24 protein-coding genes, 2 rRNA genes and 1 pseudogene are annotated in these 23355 nt (G+C 44.5%); 19 read left to right on the top strand and 8 right to left on the bottom strand.

What is annotated here, in order from left to right; translation table 11 throughout:
• The first annotated feature begins 24 nt into the window (after positions 1-24).
• The 14 genes from ubiG to FTV25_RS00070 all read left to right on the top strand — a co-directional run bounded on the left by ubiG (position 25) and on the right by FTV25_RS00070 (position 12105).
• On the top strand, positions 25-753 hold the full coding sequence (gene ubiG / locus FTV25_RS00135) for a bifunctional 2-polyprenyl-6-hydroxyphenol methylase/3-demethylubiquinol 3-O-methyltransferase UbiG (protein ID WP_034704015.1): 729 nt from the start codon (positions 25-27) through the stop codon (positions 751-753).
• Positions 750-1439 (top strand): HAD family hydrolase, encoded by a 690-nt coding sequence (locus FTV25_RS00130; RefSeq protein ID WP_180002559.1) that lies wholly within the window; start codon positions 750-752, stop codon positions 1437-1439. Before ubiG ends, FTV25_RS00130 begins: the two co-directional genes overlap by 4 nt.
• 49 nt (positions 1440-1488) lie before the next feature.
• Positions 1489-2235, top strand: a complete 747-nt coding sequence (locus FTV25_RS00125) for a YciK family oxidoreductase (protein ID WP_004781375.1) — start codon at positions 1489-1491, stop codon at positions 2233-2235.
• A 222-nt stretch (positions 2236-2457) separates the two neighbouring features.
• Positions 2458-2877: a hypothetical protein gene (locus tag FTV25_RS00120; protein ID WP_180002558.1), complete on the top strand. Its 420-nt coding sequence runs from the start codon at positions 2458-2460 to the stop codon at positions 2875-2877.
• A 183-nt stretch (positions 2878-3060) separates the two neighbouring features.
• Entirely contained in the window at positions 3061-3216 is a 156-nt protein-coding gene (locus FTV25_RS00115; protein WP_004781372.1) for a hypothetical protein, read from the top strand.
• A gap of 306 nt (positions 3217-3522) precedes the next feature.
• On the top strand, positions 3523-3918 hold the full coding sequence (locus tag FTV25_RS00110) for an RcnB family protein (RefSeq protein ID WP_004781371.1): 396 nt from the start codon (positions 3523-3525) through the stop codon (positions 3916-3918).
• Positions 3919-4140: 222 nt separating this feature from the next.
• The gene (locus tag FTV25_RS00105) at positions 4141-4503 is read left to right on the top strand and encodes an RcnB family protein (protein ID WP_159124174.1); all 363 of its coding nucleotides are present in this window, start codon (positions 4141-4143) and stop codon (positions 4501-4503) included.
• A 132-nt stretch (positions 4504-4635) separates the two neighbouring features.
• Entirely contained in the window at positions 4636-5979 is a 1344-nt protein-coding gene (argA, locus tag FTV25_RS00100) for an amino-acid N-acetyltransferase (protein ID WP_179991887.1), read from the top strand.
• A gap of 334 nt (positions 5980-6313) precedes the next feature.
• Entirely contained in the window at positions 6314-7273 is a 960-nt protein-coding gene (locus tag FTV25_RS00095) for a sulfonate ABC transporter substrate-binding protein (protein ID WP_180002557.1), read from the top strand.
• Positions 7274-7361: 88 nt separating this feature from the next.
• Positions 7362-8294, top strand: a complete 933-nt coding sequence (locus tag FTV25_RS00090; RefSeq protein WP_257218576.1) for a sulfonate ABC transporter substrate-binding protein — start codon at positions 7362-7364, stop codon at positions 8292-8294.
• Between the two features lie 16 nt (positions 8295-8310).
• The gene (gene ssuD, locus FTV25_RS00085) at positions 8311-9486 is read left to right on the top strand and encodes an FMNH2-dependent alkanesulfonate monooxygenase (protein ID WP_166137591.1); all 1176 of its coding nucleotides are present in this window, start codon (positions 8311-8313) and stop codon (positions 9484-9486) included.
• Positions 9486-10301 carry an aliphatic sulfonate ABC transporter permease SsuC gene (gene ssuC / locus FTV25_RS00080; RefSeq protein ID WP_166137594.1) on the top strand — a complete coding sequence of 272 codons (816 nt, stop codon included), beginning with the start codon at positions 9486-9488 and terminating at the stop codon, positions 10299-10301. Before ssuD ends, ssuC begins: the two co-directional genes overlap by 1 nt.
• A 25-nt stretch (positions 10302-10326) precedes the next feature.
• Positions 10327-11133, top strand: a complete 807-nt coding sequence (locus tag FTV25_RS00075) for an ABC transporter ATP-binding protein (protein ID WP_180002555.1) — start codon at positions 10327-10329, stop codon at positions 11131-11133.
• A 348-nt stretch (positions 11134-11481) separates the two neighbouring features.
• Positions 11482-12105 carry a TetR/AcrR family transcriptional regulator gene (locus FTV25_RS00070; RefSeq protein ID WP_005232857.1) on the top strand — a complete coding sequence of 208 codons (624 nt, stop codon included), beginning with the start codon at positions 11482-11484 and terminating at the stop codon, positions 12103-12105.
• A gap of 72 nt (positions 12106-12177) precedes the next feature.
• Here FTV25_RS00070 and FTV25_RS00065 read toward each other — a convergent pair whose 3' ends face one another.
• Entirely contained in the window at positions 12178-12741 is a 564-nt protein-coding gene (locus FTV25_RS00065; protein WP_180002554.1) for a 5'-nucleosidase, read from the bottom strand.
• Between the two features lie 255 nt (positions 12742-12996).
• On the opposite strand from FTV25_RS00065, the gene ribF reads away from it, so the two are divergent.
• The 5 genes from ribF to FTV25_RS00040 all read left to right on the top strand — a co-directional run bounded on the left by ribF (position 12997) and on the right by FTV25_RS00040 (position 18592).
• The gene (gene ribF / locus FTV25_RS00060) at positions 12997-13998 is read left to right on the top strand and encodes a bifunctional riboflavin kinase/FAD synthetase (RefSeq protein WP_104426775.1); all 1002 of its coding nucleotides are present in this window, start codon (positions 12997-12999) and stop codon (positions 13996-13998) included.
• Between the two features lie 64 nt (positions 13999-14062).
• Positions 14063-16909, top strand: a complete 2847-nt coding sequence (ileS, locus tag FTV25_RS00055) for an isoleucine--tRNA ligase (protein WP_179991879.1) — start codon at positions 14063-14065, stop codon at positions 16907-16909.
• Positions 16902-17441 (top strand): signal peptidase II, encoded by a 540-nt coding sequence (gene lspA, locus FTV25_RS00050; RefSeq protein ID WP_004781354.1) that lies wholly within the window; start codon positions 16902-16904, stop codon positions 17439-17441. The genes ileS and lspA overlap by 8 nt, the downstream gene beginning before the upstream one ends.
• Positions 17434-17916, top strand: a complete 483-nt coding sequence (locus FTV25_RS00045) for a peptidylprolyl isomerase (protein WP_125278879.1) — start codon at positions 17434-17436, stop codon at positions 17914-17916. The genes lspA and FTV25_RS00045 overlap by 8 nt, the downstream gene beginning before the upstream one ends.
• A gap of 133 nt (positions 17917-18049) precedes the next feature.
• Complete coding sequence (locus FTV25_RS00040) at positions 18050-18592, top strand: NADPH-dependent FMN reductase (RefSeq protein WP_005232867.1); 543 nt, start codon at positions 18050-18052, stop codon at positions 18590-18592.
• Between the two features lie 253 nt (positions 18593-18845).
• Here FTV25_RS00040 and FTV25_RS00035 read toward each other — a convergent pair.
• The 7 genes and pseudogenes from FTV25_RS00035 to FTV25_RS00005 form a co-directional block, all read right to left on the bottom strand.
• Positions 18846-19241, bottom strand: a pseudogene (locus FTV25_RS00035) (tautomerase family protein).
• Positions 19242-19616: 375 nt separating this feature from the next.
• Positions 19617-20774 carry a PQQ-dependent sugar dehydrogenase gene (locus FTV25_RS00030; protein ID WP_180002553.1) on the bottom strand — a complete coding sequence of 386 codons (1158 nt, stop codon included), beginning with the start codon at positions 20772-20774 and terminating at the stop codon, positions 19617-19619.
• A gap of 143 nt (positions 20775-20917) precedes the next feature.
• Positions 20918-21340, bottom strand: coding sequence for a GGDEF domain-containing protein (locus tag FTV25_RS00025; RefSeq protein WP_373683615.1), 423 nt, complete (start codon positions 21338-21340; stop codon positions 20918-20920).
• A gap of 18 nt (positions 21341-21358) precedes the next feature.
• The gene (locus tag FTV25_RS00020; RefSeq protein WP_180002551.1) at positions 21359-21928 is read right to left on the bottom strand and encodes a hypothetical protein; all 570 of its coding nucleotides are present in this window, start codon (positions 21926-21928) and stop codon (positions 21359-21361) included.
• A gap of 36 nt (positions 21929-21964) precedes the next feature.
• Entirely contained in the window at positions 21965-22405 is a 441-nt protein-coding gene (locus tag FTV25_RS00015; RefSeq protein ID WP_180002550.1) for a hypothetical protein, read from the bottom strand.
• Between the two features lie 485 nt (positions 22406-22890).
• Positions 22891-23005 (bottom strand): 5S ribosomal RNA (gene rrf, locus FTV25_RS00010).
• A gap of 234 nt (positions 23006-23239) precedes the next feature.
• Positions 23240-23355: ribosomal RNA gene (locus FTV25_RS00005) — 23S ribosomal RNA — on the bottom strand; the annotation flags it as partial.

Below are 23355 nucleotides of genomic sequence, written 5' to 3'. Positions count from 1 at the left end.
TCACGACTGATTGAGGTAACACCGATGTCGCAATTGAATGTTGATCCACAAGAAATTGCCAAGTTTGAAGCATTTGCAGCTATATGGTGGGATCAGCATTCCGAGTTCCGCCCATTGCATATGATCAATCCGCTACGTCTCAACTGGATTGATGAACATGCTGGTGGCTTGAGCGGCAAGAAAGTGCTGGATGTGGGCTGTGGCGGGGGCATCCTGTCAGAAAGCATGGCGCGCCGTGGCGCTCAGGTGCTGGGCATTGATATGGGCGAAGCGCCACTGAATGTGGCACGCATCCATGCTGAGCAGGAAGATGTTAGCAATATTGAATACCGTCAGATTCCGGTAGAACAGCTGGCAGAAGAGCAAGCCGGTCAATACGATGTGGTTACCTGTATGGAAATGCTGGAACATGTACCTGATCCAGCCTCTATTATTCAGGCCTGTTATAAACTGGCCAAACCAGGTGGTCATGTCTTCTTCTCGACCATTAACCGTAATCCAAAATCTTATCTGTTCGCGATCATTGGTGCAGAATATATCCTGCGTATGCTGGCCAAAGGTACACATGATTACAGCAAATTCATCAAGCCTTCTGAGTTGGCGCACGACATCCGTAATGCCGGTTTAAAACTGAAAGATATGACTGGCCTGCATTATAACCCGCTGACCAAGCGTTACTGGCTGGCACCGAATGTTGACGTGAACTATATGGTGTATACCGTTAAAGAAAGTGCGCAAGAGGCTGCCCAATGAAGGCGGTTCTATTCGACCTAGATGGTACTTTAATTGATACTGCGGCTGACTTTATCCGGATTATCCAGCATATGTGCCGCGAAGCCGGCCGTGAAGTGGTTGAAGCTGATCTGATCCGTACCCAGGTTTCAGAAGGTGCCCGCGCTATGGTCAAATTGGTCTATCCGGAACTACAACTGGAAGATCCGGTTTTCTTGGATCATCGCCAGCGTTTTCTGGATATGTATGGTGCAGATATTGCAGTAGATACCGACCTGTTCAGCGGAATGTATCCTTTACTTGAAGAATTAGAGGAAAATGATATCCCTTGGGGAATCGTGACCAATAAACCGCGCTGGTTGAGTGAAGCTTTACTCAAAGCTTTAAACCTGACCGAACGCTGTGCCGTACTGGTCTGTCCGGAAGATGTGACCCGAACCAAGCCAGATCCGGAGCCGATGTATCTGGCTGCCCAGCAGTTACAGCTGGCTGCAGAGGACTGCATCTATGTCGGGGACCATCCACGTGATATTGATGCTGGCCGCAATGCCAAGATGTATACCATACTGGCAGCATACGGTTATTTACCACTGCAATACAAAGATGACTTAACAGCCTGGCAAGCCGACTATATAGTGAATACAGTGAACGAGTTACACCAGCACATTCAAAAACTGGTCTTGAGCGAGCCAAGTGTCCTGTCTTGATTCCTGAAACTACTGAAGACACTTAACAATAATAATGAGGAGGTAGATAATGAAGTATTCAGAATATCAACCTCGCCCCGATCTGTTAAAAGATCGTATCATCCTGATCACGGGTGCGGGCGATGGCATTGGTCGTGCAGCAGCAATCAGCTATGCCCTGCATGGGGCAACTGTAGTTCTGCACGGGCGTACCTTAAACAAGCTTGAAGTCATTTATGACGAGATTGAAAGCTTAGGTGCGCCGCAACCTGCCATTCTCCCATTGCAGTTATCTAGCGCCTCTGAACGTGATTATGAATTATTGCTCGACACGCTCGATCGTCAGTTTGGCCGTCTGGACGGGATTTTGCATAATGCCGGTATTTTAGGCGAGCGAGTGCCACTGGCAGATTATCCGGTTAATGTCTGGGATGATGTCATGGCGGTTAACCTTCGTGCGCCTTTTGTGATTACCCAAGCCCTGTTACCCCTGCTGGAAAAATCCAAACATGCTTCTGTGGTCTTTGCCAGTTCCGGCGTAGGTCGTGAAGCCCGGGAATGCTGGGGCGCTTATTCAGTTTCAAAAATTGCCATTGAAGCAGTGAGCCAGTTATTTGCCAAAGAACGGGTCAATTCGAATATCCGTTTTAACTGTATCAATCCAGGCGCTACACGTACCGCAATGCGTGCCAAGGCTTATCCGAATGAAGATCCGAAAACCTTACCGACACCGGATTCCATCATGCCAGCCTATCTGTACCTGATGGGTGAAGATAGCTTGCATATGAATGGTCAAAGTATTGATGCTCAAGATTAAGCTTTAATTGACGCCTATTTAAAAGCCAATGTCCGCATTGGCTTTTTGTTTTTAAACTCTATAAAGATAAGGTCCATTTGACAGCTGGCTATTCTTCTGCCCAATTCATCCAGATTTCAGACTGAATCAGCCAGACCTTTCTTATCTCTGCAATACTGTCTTTATTCAGTTCGCTACAAATTCCCCTATACTAGCGCCAACAGATTTTTATTTGAGTGCAACATGACTGACTTAAACAACATCACCGTGACGACTTTGGAAGATGGCATGGTCTCTCTGCTGGTCGATCAGCAGCCGATCTCTGAAAAATACGGCATGAAGTTTGATGCCAGCATTGTCGATGACATTCAGGCACTCGAAAATGGTCAAAAACTGAAACTGTTTGACCAGTTTGTCTTTTCCCATACCGATCTGAATTTTGAACATTCCTATCATTATGTGACGGGTATCGAAAAGCTGGGCGATCGTTATCAGGTAGCGAAACACTTTGTCTATCGCATCAAGATCGAAGGTCAGCCTGAAATTGAACATGTGATCAGCAATCAGGGCAAAGCAATGACAGCAGAAGATGTGCGTACTTTTATTCAGGCACATGTACAGAAATCCCTAAGTGACTATACTGATCTGAACTATGCCTATTAAGATCGTTCATTAGATCCCGAAAGAGCACATTTACGGATGATGCTCTTTTTTTATCCTTAAATTCTTTAAAAAACAGACATAAATCGTTTTAACGAATCAATAATATAAAATTATTCGGTTTCTCAAATTAATATAAAATTTTTATAATGCTTTTCAAGTTAAATCAAAGCGAAGGAAAATTAAATGGCAGACCAAAAACGTAAAACTGAAACTATTCGTCGTATTGAAAACTTGCAGTTATCAACTGCCCTGATTTTGGCTTTAGAAGATGCAGTCGAGGCAGAGTCTGTGGCTGAAGCCATTCAGTCCTTACAGGGTTTAACGGAACAGTGGAACTGAAAAATTGCAATGACCAAATCAAGATCCGGTGTTTAAAAAGAATATTTTTCCACTAATTTGAGACGGTTTTGATACACAATTCAGGACATTGCGCTTGCATCTTGATCCCGGTTTTGCTGAAATGCCAATGGGGCTGGGCATAACTGGTCAACTGACTGAAGTGCATCCTAAGCTTATGTAAAATCATGGCATAATCATAATTTCTCTGTAATTGATATAAAACTTCAGCCAGTTCTTCACAGTTTCTCTGCAATTTTTCCGTACATTAGTTACTGTAGAAAATGAACAATTGAATGAGGGCTCAACATGAAAAAGGTTCTGGTAGCATTGGCGATGTCCTGCAGTGCATTCATGCTGGCAAATGTTGCAAACGCTGCCCCTCATTTCAATGATGAACAGCGTATGGAACGAGGTCCGGGTCATCATCAGGCCAAGAAAGCGCGTGAGTTCCATGACGATCACCAAGACCAGTATGATAAACGCCGTATGCGTGAAGAACGTGGTGTTAAACGTCTGCAGCAGTTACGCTGGCAGCCTGGCTATGTCATGCCGCAGCATTATCGCAGTAATGGCTACAAGGTCGAATATAAGGACCATAAACTGCCTAAACCAGACCGTAAGCAGCAATGGTACAAAGTCAACAATGACTACATTCTGGTGAACTCTGAAAATAACAGTATTGTCCGGATTATCGGAGACTGATTTAGAACCTGATGCAAAGCCCAACCTCGTTTGGGCTTTTTGATTTTTCGGATGAGCCTTTTTAGGCTTTTTCTTATTTTAGAGCTTTCCTTTTAATCGTGGCTAATCTCCTAAATTCCTTCATGAATTTAACAATTCCACTAAACTGGCCTCACGCTTTCTATCTACTTATTCGCTAATTTAATCTCATCGAAAACATGTACAGATTTTTAGGTGAGAGCCATGAAAAAAGTTTTAACTACAATTGCCTTATCTCTTAGTGCGCTGGTTGCTACTTCTGCAATGGCAGCACCGCAGCATCATGATCCACGTTATGCACCGCATAAACCAGCACCGCACTGGAATCATAAAGATGCGAAAAAATGGGATGACCGTCGTTACAACAACCGTGGGGTTAACCCAAGCCGTGACTGGCGTGTAGGTCAAAAACTGCCAAACCAGTATGACAACCGTCGCTTTGAAGTCAGTGGCTATGAAGCACGCCGTCTGCCGAAAGCAGGTAAAAACCAGCAATGGTACAAAATCAATGGTGACTATGTACTAGTCAACGATCGTAATGACAAGATTGTTCGAATCATCAACTAATCATTCTCTTTTCTGCCCTTCTAGCAGACACCTGAAGCTCGCTTCAGGTGTTTTTTTATATCTGTACTTCCACTTCAGTATTTTTTCATTAGAATCAAAGCTAGATCTTTAAATGTTGAAATAGGCACAGCTATGACTGCAGCAGAAACCTCACCGAGCAACACCTTGCAATATGTGCACTGGTTTCGCCATTCTGCGCCTTATATCAATGCTCATCGCAATAAAACCTTTGTGATCATGTTTGATGGTGAAGCGGTATTGCATGACAACTTTCAGCACATCATTCATGATATTGCCCTGCTCAATTCTTTAGGAATCCGGCTGATTCTGGTGCACGGCGCGCGTCCGCAGATTAACCAGAATCTGGCTGCGAGTGGCTTCGAGACCCCTTTCCATCAGCAGCGTCGGGTCACAACTCGTGAATCCTTAAGCTGTGTACTGAATGCAGTAGGATCGATCCGTTTACAGATTGAGGCGCTATTGTCGATGGGGCTGGCCAATTCACCCATGTATGGTGCGCGCATTGATGCCGTTTCAGGAAATTTTGTGACAGCCAAACCTTATGGCATCCGTGACGGGGTCGATTTTCAGTTAACTGGTGAAGTTCGGGCGATTGATACTGATGCGATTCAACGTCATCTGGACAATCATAATATTGTGATTCTCGGTCCGACCGGCTATTCAACCACAGGTGAAGTTTTTAACCTTCTAGCTGAAGAAGTCGCAACAAAAACTGCGACTCGTCTTAAAGCCGATAAACTGATTATCTTGGGTCGACAGCATGGTCTGCTCGACAGTAAGGGCCAGTTAAAACGGGAAGTAACCCCACAGCAACTGGATGACTATATTCTTTCTGATGAACAGGATATTGAAATTCGGCTCCAGCTCAAGGCCGCTCAGGAAGCTTCCCGAAATGGCGTCAATCGTGTTCATCTGATTTCGTATACCTATGACGGCGCCTTGCTGGAAGAACTGTTCACCCGGGATGGTTCTGGCACCATGATCACCGATGCGCATTATGAAGAAGTGCGTATGGCCGATATTCAGGATGTCGGTGGCCTGATCCGTTTGCTCCGCCCCTTAGAAGAAGAAGGTATTCTGGTTTACCGTTCGCGGGAGCGTCTGGAAAATGAAATTGACCAGTTCGCGGTAATTGAGCGTGACGGCATGATTCTGGCCTGTGCTGCCCTGTATCCGATTCCGACTACGGGCAATGAACTGCGTTCCGCAGAAATCGCCTGCGTTGCAGTAGATCCAAGTTACCGTCAATCCAACCGCGGTAGCCAGATTCTGCATTATCTGGAAGATAAGGCCAAAAGTCTGGGTATTCAGCAACTGTTTATTTTAACGACCCGTACTGCACACTGGTTTCTGGAACAGGGTTTTGAACCGGCATCAGTAGATGATTTGCCTGATGCCCGACAGGCTTTTTATAATTATCAGCGCAATTCAATTGTCTGTAAAAAGTCACTTTAAAGTGACTTTTTATTCGCTCTCATATCTCTATTTTAGATAACGATATTCATAAAACCTGTATTCAGCATAAAAATCCTATTGCTGATTTTCTAATAAGCATATCTGGCCACTTTATTTAGAATAAATAATTTTATATTTCATTGTCTTATATAAATAATTCTTTCTTCCTAAATTAATGTGTAAATCACTTTCCTGCATAAGTTTTGCACTTTTTTATTTATCTTTTTTCTTCATTAGAAATTCCTGAATAGTTATTTTTTTAGAAAAGTAAAAAGCTTTAGCGTATGCCTAAGTTCTTCATTTCACATTTCTAAATTTTCAGGAGTTCTGATTCATGCGCCAATCACACATTCAATTATTCACAAAAACTGCGGTCCTTAGTGCTGCGGTGGCTGGCGTGATGATGCTGTCTGGCTGTGGCAAAAAACAGGAAGCCGTGACCCTGAATATTGGTTTCCAGAAATATGGTGTACTGCCGATCTTAAAAGAACGTGGCACCTTAGAAACGTCATTAAAAGAACAAGGCGTGAATGTGAAATGGGTTGAATTCCCGGCTGGTCCTCAGTTGCTTGAAGGCTTGAATGTCGGCAGCGTATCTTTTGGTGAAGCCGGTGAAGCGCCACCGATCTTTGCTCAAGCAGCGAACTCAAATCTGGTCTATGTGGCCAATCAGCCTGAAGCACCGAAAGCTGAAGCGCTAATCGTACAAAAAGATTCGAATATCCAGTCAGTTCAGGATCTGAAAGGCAAACGTGTTGCCTTAAATAAAGGCTCAAATGTTCATTACTTACTACTTAAAGTCCTTGAAGCCAACAATCTGAAACTCAGTGATATCGAAGTGGTTTACCTGCCACCTTCTGATGCCCGTGCCGCTTTTGAACGCGGTGCTGTCGATGCCTGGGTGATCTGGGACCCGTTCTTCGCTGCAGCAGAACATCAGATTAATGCGCGTGTCATCGCCACGGGTGAGAACATCATCAGTAACCATCAGTTCTATCTGGCAGATCGCAAGTTTGCTGAAGCCAACCCACAGATTATTGAAGCTGTCGTGAATGAACTCAATCTGACCACTGAGTGGGTCTCTGCTCATCAGGATGAAGCCGCCAAACTTCTGGAAAAACCAACAGGTCTGGCATTTGATGTATTGAAAACGTCTATTTCACGCATGGGTTTTGGAGTAAAACCACTCACTCCCGAAGTGGCACAAAAACAACAACAGGTGGCTGATGCCTTTTATAGCCAGCAACTGATTCCAGCCAAACTGAATATTCAATCTGCAATTATCGCGAAGTAAACCAAAGAACAATTTAGGGGATTTAATCATGACTCAACATCAGCTACACAACAAAGCAATCACATGGTTCAAGACCTCCAGTCATGGAATGAACGCTGCATTAGTTGCTTGCGCGATGTTGGGTTCAAGTGCCGCTTGGGCAGTAGATCCTTCTGTTAAACAGCTTCGTGTGGGCTATCAAAAAGCTTCTGTGAACCTAGTCATTGCCCAGCAGCAAAAGCTGTTTGAAAAAGAATTTCCAAATGCAAAAATCAGCTGGAATGAATTCCCAGGCGGACCACAAATTTTAGAAGCATTGGCGGTAGGTTCTATCGATGTGGGTGCAACTGGAGATACACCTCCTGTCTACGCTCAGGCAGGCAATAAGCCATTGCACTATTTTGCTTATGAAACTGCAAAACCTTTATCTTCTGCCATTCTGGTCCAGCATAATTCCAAAATTACCAAGCTGAGCCAGCTCAAAGGTAAACGTGTTGGCGTGCACCGCGGTTCAAGCTCACATTATTTACTGGTACAGGCAGTACGCAAAGCGGGTCTGCAATGGACCGATATCCAACCGGTCTGGCTAAGCCCTGCTGATGCGCGTGCAGCTTTCCAGAAAGGTGCGATTGATGCCTGGGCGATTTGGGATCCGTACTATGCTGCGGCTCAAGTAGAAGATAAAGCCAGAGTTTTATCTTCAGGTAAGGGCTTAAGTCCCAATTACACCTTTTACCTCGCTTCAGAAAATTTGATCAAAAATCACCCGCAAGCCTTAAAAGGCATTATCAAGCAGGTCAATGTTGCAGATAAATGGGTACAAAGCCATAAGGCTGAAACTGCAAGCATCTTTGCACAAAGTACCGGTCTAAAACCGATTGTCAGCCAGACCTTTATCCAGCGTCGTCCGAATCCGTCTGGTGCGGCACCGCTCACCAAGAAAGTAATTGCCGATCAGCAGGAACTCGCAAACCGTTTCAGCGAACTCAAGATCATTCCGAAATCTATCAATATTCAGCAAGCCGTTTGGGCAGGCAAATAATCTAAGGATCAAAGACATGAAAATTTTCTGGTTTATCCCGACACATGGCGACAGCCGCTACTTAGGTACCAGCAAAGGTGCACGCCAGGTCGATCATGCTTACATGAAGCAGATTGCGGTTGCGGTCGATAATCTTGGTTATGAAGGTGTGTTAATCCCGACTGGCCGTTCATGTGAAGATCCGTGGTTAACCGCAGCCAGCCTGATTGATGCGACTAAAAAACTGAAATTCCTCGTCGCACTGCGTCCAGGTGTTACCACGCCTGCCCTGACTGCACGTATGGCTGCAACCTTTGACCGTCTGTCTGGTGGCCGTGTATTGCTGAACCTGGTGACGGGTGGTGATGAGCAAGAGCTAAAAGGCGACGGCGTTTATGAAGATCATGCAACACGCTACAAGACTGCAGCTGAATACACCACCATCTGGCGTGAAATCCTGACCCGTTCACATACCGGCGAAAGCTTCACTTTCCATGGTGAACGCTTAAGTGTGGACGATGCCAAACTGCTTTATCCACCAATTCAAAAACCATATCCACCACTCTGGTTCGGTGGTTCTTCAGATGCAGCCGTTGAACTGGCCACTGATCAGGTTGACACTTACCTGACTTGGGGTGAGCCACCTGCAGCAGTGAAAGAAAAAATTGAAAATGTGCGTGCCAAAGCGGAAGCGAAAGGTCGCAAGCTAAGCTACGGTATCCGTCTGCATGTGATCGTGCGTGAAACCAATGAAGAAGCATGGAGAGCAGCAGACGAGCTCATCCAGTATGTGGATGATGCCACCATTGCTGCTGCACAAGCGAAATTCAAGCAAATGGACTCTGTCGGCCAACGTCGTATGGCTGAGCTGCACAATGGCGACCGTAGCAAACTCGAAGTGTCTCCAAACCTGTGGGCAGGTGTAGGTCTGGTACGTGGCGGTGCAGGTACAGCGCTTGTAGGAGATCCAGAAACTGTCGCAGCACGTATTCAGGAATATGCTGATCTAGGTATCGATACCTTCATTTTCTCAGGTTACCCACATCTGGAAGAATCGATCCGTTTTGCGGAACTGGTATTCCCATTACTTCCGCTTGAAACTCAGCAAAAACTGGCTCAGCCAAACCTGACTGGTCCATTCGGTGAGATTGTGGCAAATAACTACACTCCAGATGAGAACAAGAAGGCTGAGAGTATTCAGGAGCCAGCTTAATGTCGAAAGTCGTTTCAGTTGAAACCCTCGCAGAAAAGAAGGTTTCACGTGGAACACAGCTTGGGCAGCGTTTGCTGCCCTGGTTAGTTCCTGTCGGATTAATTCTACTCTGGCAAATCGCGTCGAGTACCAGTTTGCTGGAAAGCCGCATTTTGCCTGCACCAAGTGCCGTAGTCATCGCGTTCTGGAATTTGCTGCTCAGCGGTGAATTGTGGACACATGTCAAAGTGAGTGCTGGCCGTGCCTTAAGTGGTTTATTAGTAGGTGGTGGTCTAGGGCTGATTTTGGGTCTACTGAATGGTTCATCCAAAACGGCTTCTACCCTGCTGGATACCACCTTGCAAATGATCCGTAATATCCCGGCTTTGGCCTTAATTCCACTGGTCATTCTCTGGTTCGGGATTGATGAATCAGCCAAGCTGTTCCTGGTCGCGATTGGTGTGTTTTTCCCAATCTACATCAATACCTATCATGGGATTCGTTCAGTCGATCCCCAGCTGATTGAAATGGGTAAAAGCTATGGCCTGACTCGCTGGCAGCTTTATAAAGAAATCATCCTGCCAGGGGCAATGCCTTCAATTCTGGTCGGCCTACGTTTTTCACTTGGTCTGGTCTGGGTACTGCTGATTGTGGCTGAAACGATTTCTGCCCAGTCCGGTATCGGTTATATGACCATGAACGCGCGTGAATTCCTGCAAACTGATGTCGTACTGGTGGGTATTTTACTGTATGCCCTGCTCGGTAAACTGGCAGATGTCCTGGCTGTAGCCTTAGAACGATTCCTGCTGCGCTGGCATGCTGGCTATCAAAAATAATTGAAAAAATATTGAGGAGCATGTGATGACTGATCTCAGCTTAGGGCGTCTTGCCAATGATCCGACTGCAGTACAAGAGCCTGCTGCAACCGACATCAATCCCAATGCCGTTGCGGGTGCCGAAATCATTATTGAACAGCTGCACAAGTTCTATGGTTCGGTGAAGGTACTGGAAGATCTGGACCTGCATATTCAGCCGGGTGAATTTCTGGCGATTGTTGGCCGTAGTGGTTGTGGTAAAAGTACCCTGCTCCGTCTGATTGCAGATTTAGAAAAACAGAGCTATGGCGAAATTAAATTCAAGTCTGCGCGTCATATCCGTGAAGGCATTACCGCTGATGATATCCGTGTGATGTTTCAGGATCCGCGTTTATTGCCATGGCGCAGCATCGAACAGAATGTGCAACTCGGCTTACCCAAAGACCAGCATGACAATGCTTCACAAATGCTGGAGAAAGTCGGCTTAAAAGAGAAAGCCGGGCTCTGGCCTTCACAACTGTCTGGTGGTCAGCGTCAGCGTACTGCCCTGGCACGCGCCTTATCGCATAAGCCGCGTATTTTATTGCTAGATGAACCACTTGGTGCGCTGGATGCCCTGACCCGTCTGGATATGCAGAACCTAATTGAAAAATTATGGACTGAACAGGGCTTTACCGCGATTCTGGTCACCCATGACGTGAGTGAAGCCGTACAACTGGCAGACCGGATTATCCTGTTGGATAAAGGCCATATTGCCAAAGAGTTCAAAGTTGATCTTCCACGTCCACGACAAAAGAATGTGAAATTCGCCGAACTTGAACAGCAGGTTCTGAATGCCGTTCTGGCAACCTAAAATGTGAGGGAATCTGGAATAACTGTTTATTCTGGATTCCTTATTTCGAATCAAGAGAATATCTGTCTCACTGATTATTTATTCAGCAATTGGCAAAATTTCAACTTCATTCATTAATTTTATTTTAACTTTATGATGCTTCAAGGTAATAATTAGTACTTAAAAAATCATCAACCTTTTCAAAAGCTTGGTTTTTAATTCCTGCGCCTTAAACCGATACTAATTATTTCTTTAATCTAAAGAATAAATCATCATTATTCATAAAATTAGCACCTGACTTGATGCACAAATCTGATGATTTGACGTACAATTAAAAATTCCCTTTTTAATTGTTTTTAATATTTGCTGATGGAACAAAAAAAGAGTACTCAAAAACGCAACCAGCTGCTGAATGCTGCACTCGATGTTTTTTCCCTATACGGTTTTAATGGGGCGAGTTTAGATGAGATCGCGCAAATTGCAGAAATGCATAAGTCGAATATTTTCTATTATTACGAAAATAAAGAGGCGCTCTATGTAGAGGTTTTAACGACCGTTCTACAAAAATGGCTGGCACCTTTACAAATGCTAGAAGCTGATCTTGAGCCTGAAGAAGCGATTACCAATTATTTGATGCAAAAAATTGAAGTATCGCGTACCCAGCCTAAAGCTTCACGCCTGTTCGCTCTGGAAGTGATTCAGGGTGCGCCGCACATTTTAGAAATCTTAAAAGGTCCATTGAAAAAACTGGTCAAGCGTAAAGCCAAAGTGATTTCAAACTGGCAGGAACAAGGCAAGATTTCTAAAGATATCGATCCTGAACTGCTGATTCTGAATATCTGGGCGGTAACCCAGAACTATGCAGATTTCGCGACTCAGATGGAAATGGTAACAGGCAAGACTTTACGTAACCGCAGCATGCAACAACGGATTATCCAGCATACTGTACATATGATGCTGTACGGCGTACTTCCGCGTACACAAGAAAAATAGGTCAACGCAAAAATTATTTGGCATACGACCATAAATTTTATGGTCGCCGACCCCTTCTCTCACCCTTTATTATTATTTTAACGTTCGATATAAATTCAATAATTTCTGCGCACCCAGCAGCAGATTCTCTTCCCAGTCCAAGTGAGCGCTATCATCTGCACCGTCAGTAATATATTTGACTGAAATCAGGCGCACATCCAATTTTCTGCATACCTTGGCCAGCGCATAGCCTTCCATATCCACCAGCTGACAAGCCACTTTTGGTAAGTCTATTTCAAAGCTGTCCCCTGTTCCACAAACCCCTTTCGGTAAATGGGCAAAGAACGGTTCCAGATCAATTGCACCCGGCAAATGATTATCCATCGGGGTAATGCCGACGTCAAACCCCAAGGGTGAAACATCCATATCACGTTGTACAAAACGGTTAACTTCAACCAGTTCATGCGCCTTGAAATGGGAACTGCCTGCGGTGCCGAGATTAATCAGGGTTTTACAGCGAGTTTTCTGAATTACTTCAAAGGCCTTAAAAGCAGCATTCACCTTGCCGATGCCACTATAGTAGACTTCTACACCTTCTGCTTCGAACAAACCTTTGGATTCACTGGCCAATGCCATGATGAGCGCTGAATCTGACATGCAAACTACCCGGGACTGAGAAAACCGTGACATTAGAAAGCAAAATCCAGGCAATGAAAAGCGGGTTTTTAGATTTCTGTTTTGCAGATCTCATGCTTAAATAACAGCAAAAGATTCTTGGATGGCACACTTTCTTCTTGATGTGTTTCGTGATTTTTCAATAATTTTTTTGCATAAAAACACAACAGCAAGACGAATCGTTGAGATTATGGCAATATATAGCCTTTCCTATTTTTCAATTCCCTGATTTCGCCTATGCAGCTGCTCCGTCTCAATGCTTTAGCGTCACATTCTGAATTGCCAAAAACCGCCGTTACGATTGGTAATTTTGACGGCGTGCATCTGGGTCATCAGGCCATGATCAAACAGTTAAAAGCTGTTGCAGAAGCTGAACAACTAAAAACTGTTGTGATGATCTTCGAGCCACAACCGCTTGAATTTTTTAAAGGTTATGAAGCACCGCCACGTATTTCTTCTTTGCGTGAAAAGGTAGAATATCTAAGCGAACTGGGTGTGGACTATATTGCGGTCGCCAAGTTTGATCATCATTTCCGAAGCCTGAGTGCCGAAGCCTTTGCCGACATTCTGAAAGATAAACTGAATGCAGCACATCTGGTCTTGGGGGATGATTTTCACTTTGGTAAAAACCGTCAGGGCAATAGTGAATTCCTGCGAGATTACGGATTTAAGGTCACCAACCTGCATACTATTGCGTTAGATGGTGAACGGGTCAGTTCTACCCGCATCCGTCAGACCCTGCAAGCGGGCGACCTGGCTCTGGCAGCCAAATTACTGGGACGTCCTTATAGTATTACCGGCCGGGTGCAATACGGCGACCAGATTGGTCGTACCATTGATTTCCCGACCATTAATGTCCGGCTGAACCGGCATAAACCCTGCCTGCAGGGCATTTATGGGGTTGAAGTAGTCTGTGAAACCGGATCACTCAGCGCCAAGGTTCAGCAAGAAAATCCTGAACAGCCGGGTATTGCCGGCTATGATCAGGGCAGCCTGTTTGGTGCCGGTCATGTAGGTACCCGCCCTGCGATCAAACAGACTCATCCGGAATGGCGATTAGAAGTACATTTTCCTGATGTTTCTGCTAATCTGTATGGCCTGTTAATGCGGGTAACCTTCTTGAATTATCTGCATGGCGAAAAAGATTATCCTTCGCTTGAAGCGTTAAAGGCCGGAATTGATGATGATGTTGAGAAACTGCTTGAGTTTCGTCGAAAACACCCCACATTTCCCTTTTAATGTCCCGTATTTTTATTGTAAAACGTGTCAGTCTAATGACTGATTAAATTGGAAGACAACTTGCATGAGCGATAAGCAAACTCCTGAAAATGCAGTGGATTATAAAGCCACGCTGAACCTCCCAGGTACTGACTTTGCAATGAAAGCAAATCTGGCAGTACGTGAAGCGAAATGGTTAGAAGAGTGGTATGCCGATGACATTTATCAGCAGATTCGTGCATCGCGAATTGGCAAGAAAAAATACGTGCTTCATGATGGCCCTCCATATGCCAATGGCCAGATTCACTTAGGTCATGCAGTCAACAAGGTACTTAAAGACATCATCATTAAAAGCCGCATCATGGACGGCTTTGATGCGCCTTATGTGCCAGGCTGGGATTGTCACGGTCTTCCAATTGAACTGAAAGTTGAAGAAAAAGTCGGTAAGGTCGGCGTTAAAGTGGATGCGCCTACTTTCCGTAAAGCTTGCCGCGAATATGCATTGAGTCAGGTGGAGCTACAGAAAAAAGACTTCATCCGTATGGGCGTGTTTGGTGACTGGAGCAATCCTTACCTCACCATGAACTTCAAGCAGGAAGCCAACATCGTGCGTTCACTCGGTGAAATCGCGAAAAATGGCCATATCCAGCCAGGTCTTAAACCGGTGAACTGGTGTCTGGACTGTGGTTCAGCACTGGCTGAAGCTGAAGTTGAATATGAAGATAAAAAGTCAGACGCGATTGACGTGGGTTTCACCGTGGTTGATCTGGCGGATCTGTCTGCACGTTTAGGTGTTGAAGTTAAAGACTCAACCGATATCGTGATCTGGACGACTACGCCTTGGACCCTGCCTGCGAATCAGGCGGTTGCTCTGCACGCTGAAATTGAATACCAATTGGTTGTTGCACGTGGTGAAGATAAAGCGGCGCAAAACTTTATCCTGGCCAAAGATCTGGTTGAATCTGCGACCGAACGTTATGGCTTTAACGCGGTTGAAGTAATTGCAGATTTTGCCGGTGCGAAACTTGAGAATCTGGTACTACAACATCCTTTAATCGCTGAGCGTCAAGTGCCAGTGATTCTGGGTGAACACGTTATTGCAACCAGCGGTACTGGTGCTGTACATACTGCACCTGGCCACGGTGTGGACGATTATAAAGTTGGTCTGCTGTATAACCTGAAAGTAGATAATCCTGTAGGTGGTAATGGTGTGTATTTACCGACTTCACCACTATTTGCAGGCGAGCACATCTACAAGGCCAATCCCCAAATTATTGCGGCACTTGGCGAAGCTAACAAGCTATGGGCACATAAGCCTATCAAGCATAGCTACCCGCACTGCTGGCGTCATAAAACTCCAATCATCTTCCGTGCGACCCCACAATGGTTCATCAGCATGGATGAAAAAGGTCTGCGTCAAGGCGCATTGAATGCCATTGAAAATGACATCAGCTTCGTACCGGATTGGGGTAAAAACCGTATTCAGGCGATGATTGAAGGCCGTCCGGACTGGTGTATCTCACGTCAACGTACCTGGGGTGTGCCAATCCCATTCTTCGTGCATAAAGACACCAATGAACTGCATCCTCGTACACCTGAACTGATCGAAGAAGTGGCTAAACTGATCGAACAGGAAGGTATTGATGCCTGGTATAACCGTGAAGCGAAAGACTTCATTGGTGATGATGCTGAGCAGTACAACGCGGTTCGCGATACCTTAGACGTATGGTTTGACTCTGGTACAACCCACTATGCAGTGCTGCGTGACCGTGAAGAATTGACCGATCCGGCTGATCTGTATCTTGAAGGTTCTGACCAACACCGTGGCTGGTTCCAGTCTTCATTATTGACCTCTATGGCAATCAATCAACGTGCGCCATATAAAGGTCTGCTGACTCACGGTTTCGTGGTTGATGAGAAAGGTCGCAAGATGTCGAAATCGCTGGGTAATATTATTACTCCGCAAGACATTATCAAGAACATGGGTGCAGACGGCCTGCGTTTCTGGATCGCTTCAGCAGATTACCGTTATGAAATGACCGCAGGTAAAGAAATTTTTAACCGTGCATCAGATGGTTACCGTCGTATCCGTAATACTTTGCGTTTCTTGCTGGCAAACCTCAATGGCTTCAATCCGGCAACTGATGCCCTACCTGTAGATCAACTGATTGCACTGGATCAATACATCCTGCAACGCGCCAATGATGTACAGGAAACCATCAAGAAAGCATATGAAGATATGAACTTCCATATCGTGACCAATGCCTTGACCAATTTCTGTATTAACGACCTCGGTGGTTTCTACTTAGACATCATCAAAGACCGTCAGTACACCACTAAAGCAGATTCACAGGCACGTCATTCTGCGCAAACTGCGCTGTATCATCTGGTACAAGCCTTTGTTCGCTGGATGGCACCAATCCTGAGCTTCACCGCTCAAGAAGCATGGCCACTAATTCCAGGTCAAAGCGAGAAATATGTGTTCACTGCTGAATGGTACGATATTCCAGTTTCAGCACAGGCAAACCTGTTGTCTGAAGCAGACTGGCAAACCCTGATTACAGTGAAATCTGCGGTGAACAAGCACATTGAAAATGCGCGTAACGAGAAACTGGTGGGTTCAAACCTGTCTGCCAAAGTTGAGCTGTGGGCCAATGATGAACTGAAAGCTGTTCTAGACCGTCTGGGTGATGAGCTGCGTTTCGTTCTGATCACTTCTCAGGTAATCGTGAATCCATTTGATGCTGCTCAAGGCAATGACGCTGAACTTGAAGGCCTACGCGTGAAAGTATCTGCGGCAGATGGCGAGAAATGTGTACGCTGCTGGCACGTGCTTCCTGATGTGAATACACATGCCTCACATCCAGGACTATGCGGTCGTTGTATCATTAACCTCCCGAGCGGCCAAGGTGAAGAGAGAAAATATGCCTAACCCACAGCAGAAAAAGGGTCTGTTCCAGTTCTATCCTCACAATTTGTGGTGGATTGGACTGGCTATTCTGGCGATCATTCTAGATCAATGGACCAAATGGATTGCGGTAACACATCTGGAATATGCAGATCCGGTGCCCGTCCTGCCCTTTTTAAATTGGACACTGTTACATAACTATGGCGCTGCCTTTAGTTTCTTGTCCGATGCTGGTGGCTGGCAACGCTATTTCTTTACCTCTCTTGCAGGCTTAGTGTCTGTGGTTTTCGTGTTCTGGCTGATGCGTATGCCAAAGAGCATGAAAGTCTTGCCACTAGCAGTTGCCCTGATTCTGGGGGGTGCTATTGGTAACCTGATTGACCGCATTTCTTTAGGCTATGTGGTCGACTTTATTCATGTCTATTATCAGAACAGCCACTTCCCTGCTTTTAATATTGCGGATAGTGCCATTACTTTAGGTACGATTCTGCTGCTGATTGATACGTTTTTCCTGGAAAAACACCGAATTCAACGTGCACAGGCGCAACATGACTGATTTTATTAATCCTAACGAGGAAACTCGTGTTGAAGACGGCTCTAAAGTCGAGCTTCATTTTTCTGTCGCGATCGAAAGTGGCGTAGAAATTGACAATACCCGTAGCCGTGAAGAACCGGTAAGCCTGACCATTGGTGATGGCAACCTATTACCAGGTTTTGAAAAAGCCTTAATGGGCTTGCGTGCCGGTGACCGTCGTACTGTCAGCCTTCCACCCGAAGAAGCTTTTGGTCCGTGGAATCCTGAAAATGTTCAAAAATTTGATACGGTGAAATTTGGCGAACGTCCGATCGAAGGTCACATGATCGAGTTTGAAGACAAGGCCAAATCGACTTTGTATGGCGTAGTAAGATCCGTAAATGATGATATTACCGAAGTGGACTTTAATCATCCTCTTGCAGGTAAAAATATCACCTTTGAAGTCGAAATCTTCAAAGTCACTCCGGCTGGCCAGCAAGGCGTGAAGCTGATGTAATATCAGCTAATCACATGATTTAAAAGAGCTCCTTCGGGAGCTTTTTTAGTTTCTGGATACAAATCCTCTCTAGTCTCTATTAATAAATCTGATTAATTTAATTTGATGAGAATACGATAAGAAAGGGAAAGATATGAAAATTTATATTGTGGTTGGCAGTGTGCGTGAAGGACGTACAGCAATTAAGGTCGCACATTGGGTACTACAGGAAATTAAAAAATATGGTTTTAGCACGCTTGAAACCGAACTTGTCGACTTAAAAGAATGGGATCTTCCGCTTTTTGCTGGTTCTCATCCCCCATTGACCGGTATTTATGATCAGCCGAAACAGCAGGAATGGGCCGACTTTATTGCTCTTGCGGATGCATTTATTTTTATCAGTCCTGAATATAACCATGGCTATAGCCCAGCATTAAAGAATGCGCTGGATTATCTAGCCAAGGAATGGCAAGGCAAACCGGCAGCTTATATCGGTTATGGCGTCACCAACGGCTCACGTTCCATTGATCAGATCCGTCAGGTCGGCACTCAGCTTGGCATGGTGGATACCAATGCGATTGTAGAGCTGCGGGACATTTTTAGTCGCAATAAAGACTACAGCTTTGAAGGAAATGAATTCGACAATAAAACACTTAGAGATGTCGTGGATAAGCTGATCCAGTATGTCAGTGCCTGAGGACGACAGCGATGTGCGCTTTAGCCTACAGGCAGCGCAGAATTTGTCGGCTATTCCCATTTTCAGTTCAAGGCTATAGTTTCATTCATAGACAGACAGGAAGTCTGCAAAGCGATACAACAACAATAAAAAGCGCAGAGTAACAGGACGTTGACAGGTCAGACAGGAGTCAGATCTGAGAAGCAAATCCAGAAAAGCCTCAACAGGATGTTGGGGCTTTTTTGTATTTAAAATCTGGTATTTTTTTAAAAAATCAGATCTCTACATTAAAGCCTAAATTGACATCACAGGCTGCTTGTCCGCCTCGGATTCCCCAGTTTTCCAATGGACTTTCTCACAGATGAATCAGGATATGATCAGGCGGAATGCCCAATTTTCCCAAGCTTTCTATAATCTGCTGATACAGTTTGCGCTTGGTCTCCAGACTTCGAGCAACGAAGCAGTCAATACTGATCAAGGTAAAGTATTCAGGCTGGGCCAGATGAACCATATATTGAAAACGATGGGCTTCATGTACCACCAGCCGGATATTACGGTCATAGTCAGGCAGCTGAAACGCATTTTTCACACATTGAAATACGCTGTCGAGTAACTGCTCTTCATCAGCCTGGGAATACTGCTGCCGGACTTCAATTTGAACGGTAGGCATGTGCTTCTTCTTTTTATTATTTTATTGAATTCTTTTAGATATTTTTTATTGAATAGAGAGATGAGCTTTAATAAGGTCTTCTATCTCTACCATATCGCAAAATTATCCTGAGAACTCTGGAATTAATTGGATAAATATTTTCAAGTGACCTTGTCGCCTCTGGCCTACAGCAGATGCGGTCAATGCCTCTACTCGGTCTTTCTGACTCAGGCTATATTGAGTGCATACCAAGACAGGAAGTCTTGCAAAAACAAGAATAAAACATCGGCAGGATGCTGATTGATACCGGAGGATAGGTATCTGAGCTAAATTTGAAAAGGCCCTCACAGGAGTTGGGGCCTTTTTCTTTCATTCTGATATTAACTATTTAGCTTTTTACTGAGATGCGGTCATATTAAGCAACTTGGCTTTTGGACCATCTTCAATCACCCAGAGTGAGCCATCTTTGGCCTGAATCGCACCACGAATCCGCTCTTTCATATCCAGTCGCTGTATTTCTTTCACAGGGCTTTGAGTAGTATCAATTACAATCATTGCCTGAGAAGACAGACCTGTAGCTATAGCTTTATTTTTCCATTGAGGAAAGCTATTGCCAGTATAGAACAGCAAGTCTGAAGGAGAGATTACGGGAGTCCAATCTAATGCCGGTGCTTCGAACTCTGGTCGGGTACTGTGATTTGGAATCGGCTTGCCATCATAATGCTCCCCATTAGAGACAATCGGATAGCCATAATTTTTGCCCTTCATCACTTTATTCAGCTCATCACCACCTTTAGGACCCATTTCAATCACCCAAAGCTGCCCTTGTGGATCAAATGCCAGACCGAGAGGATTACGGTGCCCCAGACTCCAGACCTGCTTGGCAATTTCACCCTGATTCATAAATGGATTATCGGAAGGAATTGAACCATCATCATTCAGACGAATAATCTTGCCGGCATTGGAGTTTATGTCTTGAGCTGGATTAAATTGCTGACGTTCACCCGAACTGATCCAAAGTTTGTTATCTGAGCCAAAGATAATTCGGTGCCCATAATGCCCCTGACCGGAAGAAAATTTCGGTACCTGAGTCCAGATTTTTTTGATCTGAGTGAGTTGTGGTGTGCTCTTGGTGAGATCCAACTTGCCACGAACCACGACTGCACCATAACCACCCTGTCCCTGTTCGGCATAACTGAGATAAACCCACTGATTCTTGGCAAAGTCAGGATGGAGTGCGATATCGCCTAAGCCACCTTGTCCGCCATAGGCCACTTGAGGAATACCCTGAACAGTTTGGGTGCTGCGATTGGCTGGATTAAATAATTTCAATTTTCCTGATCTTTCGGTAATCAGTAAACGCTGATCTGGTAACTCAGTCAGTGCCCATGGCTCATTCAACTGTGCAAATTCTTCAACTTTATAGGCTTGCTGTGTGGTTTTGGCAGCGGATTGTCCAGCTGCCGGTGATGAAGTCTGGTCTTGGGCACAGGCAGTCAGGCTATAGAAACCCAAGCCTAATAATAAAATCGCTGCTATTTTAGTCTGTTTCATTGTTATTCTTCATGCTAATTTCATTCAGATAAGTACCAATTTAGCATTCCAGACAGCGGCTAAAATAATAAAAAAGTAAAGGAATCGTAAGCGGATATAACATAATCTCAATAAGATAGCTGATGCATTCATTGAGTTTTTTATTATTTAATACAGGCTGAATCGCGAAGAATTTTCGCCTGATACAACTGCTGATCGGCTGTTTTCAGTAAACGGGCAACATTTCTATAGATATGTTCAGCATCCATAATCGCTGCCCCAACACTGATACTGATCCAGGTCTTGTCATCCCTACGATTGGCATGTTCCAAATTGAGCTGACGAATGACCTCACAAAGTTGCTCGGCAAAAGCTTTGGCTTCCTGCCAGGAAATATCTGCCAGTAAAACGGCAAATTCCTCACCACCATAACGTGCCAGAAAGCCATTTTCAGGCAATATTTGCTGAATAGTTTGAACCAGTGTTTTTAAAATATAGTCACCTTTGAGATGGCCATAATAGTCATTATAGTTTTTAAAATAATCTACATCGATCATATAAACAGCCAGCGAAGTCTGATTTACGATTGCATATTCATATTGCTGCTAAAGCTGTTCATTTAAGGCAAAGCGATTATAGGCACCTGTCAACGAATCCAGCCTCACCTGCTGCGCGAGTTTCTCATTGAGCAAGGTGATATCACGCGTACGGTCCTGAACCTTCTGATCAAGTTCTTTATTCAGGCGCAAAAGCTGCTTATTTAACAACTCGGTATTAATACTTTGCACCGCATAATCACGGCTGAGCTGAAAGGTAATTAAAATAAAATAGGCACAGGAGGTATAAAATGCAATTTCAACTGAATCTATCACCTTTAAAGCAAGTAAATAGTCATGCAGGAAGGTCAGGCAGATCAGCACCACCGCAATAGAATTGATCTTGGAATAACGCACATGCGATTTGTGCATGCGGTAAGCGCCATAAAGCAGATTAATAAAGACCAGTACTGCAATACTAAAGCTCTGGAAAAAGAAGCTCTGGAAGATATAAGGCAGCGTAAACAGAGTCACAGCTACATTGATACTAATTAGCAAAGCTGTGATTTTTAATAAATAAGGATTTAACAGTCGATACGGCAATAAATAGATATAAATCAGGAAGAACAGAGTCGCCAATTCAGTCAGTAAATACTCAAATCGTGTGCCCCATACCTAGGAAATATTCGTGAATAAAGTATAAATGAATGGGACTGCAAAGAAGCTACGTAGGCTCAAGCACAGAATAAATAACCCTAGAAACAGCAGCAAATTACCTGCTTGCGTTTTAAGGCTGCGAAATACTGCAAAGAACACCATAAAGCAGCCAATCATCAGCAGAACGCCACTGATCACACTTAAAGGAATCACCTGATCATAAAACTTATCCAGAATAGGCTGATTAAAGCCAATAAACATGCTGTTTTCCAGCCCGCCACGGATATGGTGATAACTTGAAGCCTGAATGGTAATCGTCACTTCCCGCTGTGAGGGAAAGAAAGAAGCCAACTTTGGCGCCATCATGGTCTGATGCTGACCATGTATGCCTACCTGCCCTACTTCTATCAGGAGATGATCATCGACATACATGCGATAAGCCCCATACTGATAAGGCACATAAATATAAACCGCATGATTGATGACTGATTCAGGCAGCCTGAAGGCTTTTTGAAAAGTTCCAATATGGTCTTTATGACCTGTTAAGGTCAGGAAAGAATTAGGTAAATGAACTTTTTCAGCAGCAAGAGTCTGATTAGAGGAAGTTAACTGAGATGGTCACTGCCCAGAAGTGGGATCAATCAGCTGATTGGAGTAGAAATCCCATTCTCCATCGAGTTTGACATACTGATGATGATCAAAATTTAATTCTGTTACAGCGTATAGCTGTGGAGAAATCAAACTGAGCCATATCAACACAAATGTGTTTATGAGAATCTGCTGCATATGACTCAGAGAATAAAAAATATTTACACGAGTAGTATAACATTTTACAGCTGATCAGAGATTATACAGCTGTAAAAAATTAGTCGTTAAAGAGAGAAAAGTGATTATATAAATATAAAAAAAGCCCCCTGCGTGAGCAGAGGGCTTTTGGAATAATGAGCTGGCGATGACTTACTCTCACATGGGAGACCCCACACTACCATCAGCGCTAAGAGGTTTCACTTCTGAGTTCGGGAAGGGATCAGGTGGTTCACTCTTGCTATGGTCGCCAGCACAACTGGTATGCTTACTCACTATGGTCTTATCTACGTTGCTTGCGCTTCGTTTGCCTAGCTTTCTTCAAATAGAATGCATTAACAGATGTATCTGAGTTCTTGCGAGTAGAACTAAGCAGTGCTTAATTATACTCTCATTTGTTCGATTAGCTTAACTAAATCAAGTTTTCGTCTGATCGTTAGATCAATATGAAATCAATTGATGCTTTATATACAACTGCTTGGGTGTTGTATAGTCAAGCCTCACGAGCAATTAGTATTGGTCAGCTTCATGCATCACTGCACTTCCACATCCAACCTATCAACGTCGTAGTCTTCAACGGCTCTTTAGGAGACATAAAGTCTCGG

The sequence above is a fragment of the Acinetobacter sp. YH12249 genome, from assembly GCF_013417475.1.
In the GTDB taxonomy this organism is placed as follows: Bacteria; Pseudomonadota; Gammaproteobacteria; order Pseudomonadales; family Moraxellaceae; genus Acinetobacter.
Note: the sequence above shows the minus strand (reverse complement) of the source record. Positions and strands in the feature narration are given on the sequence as shown.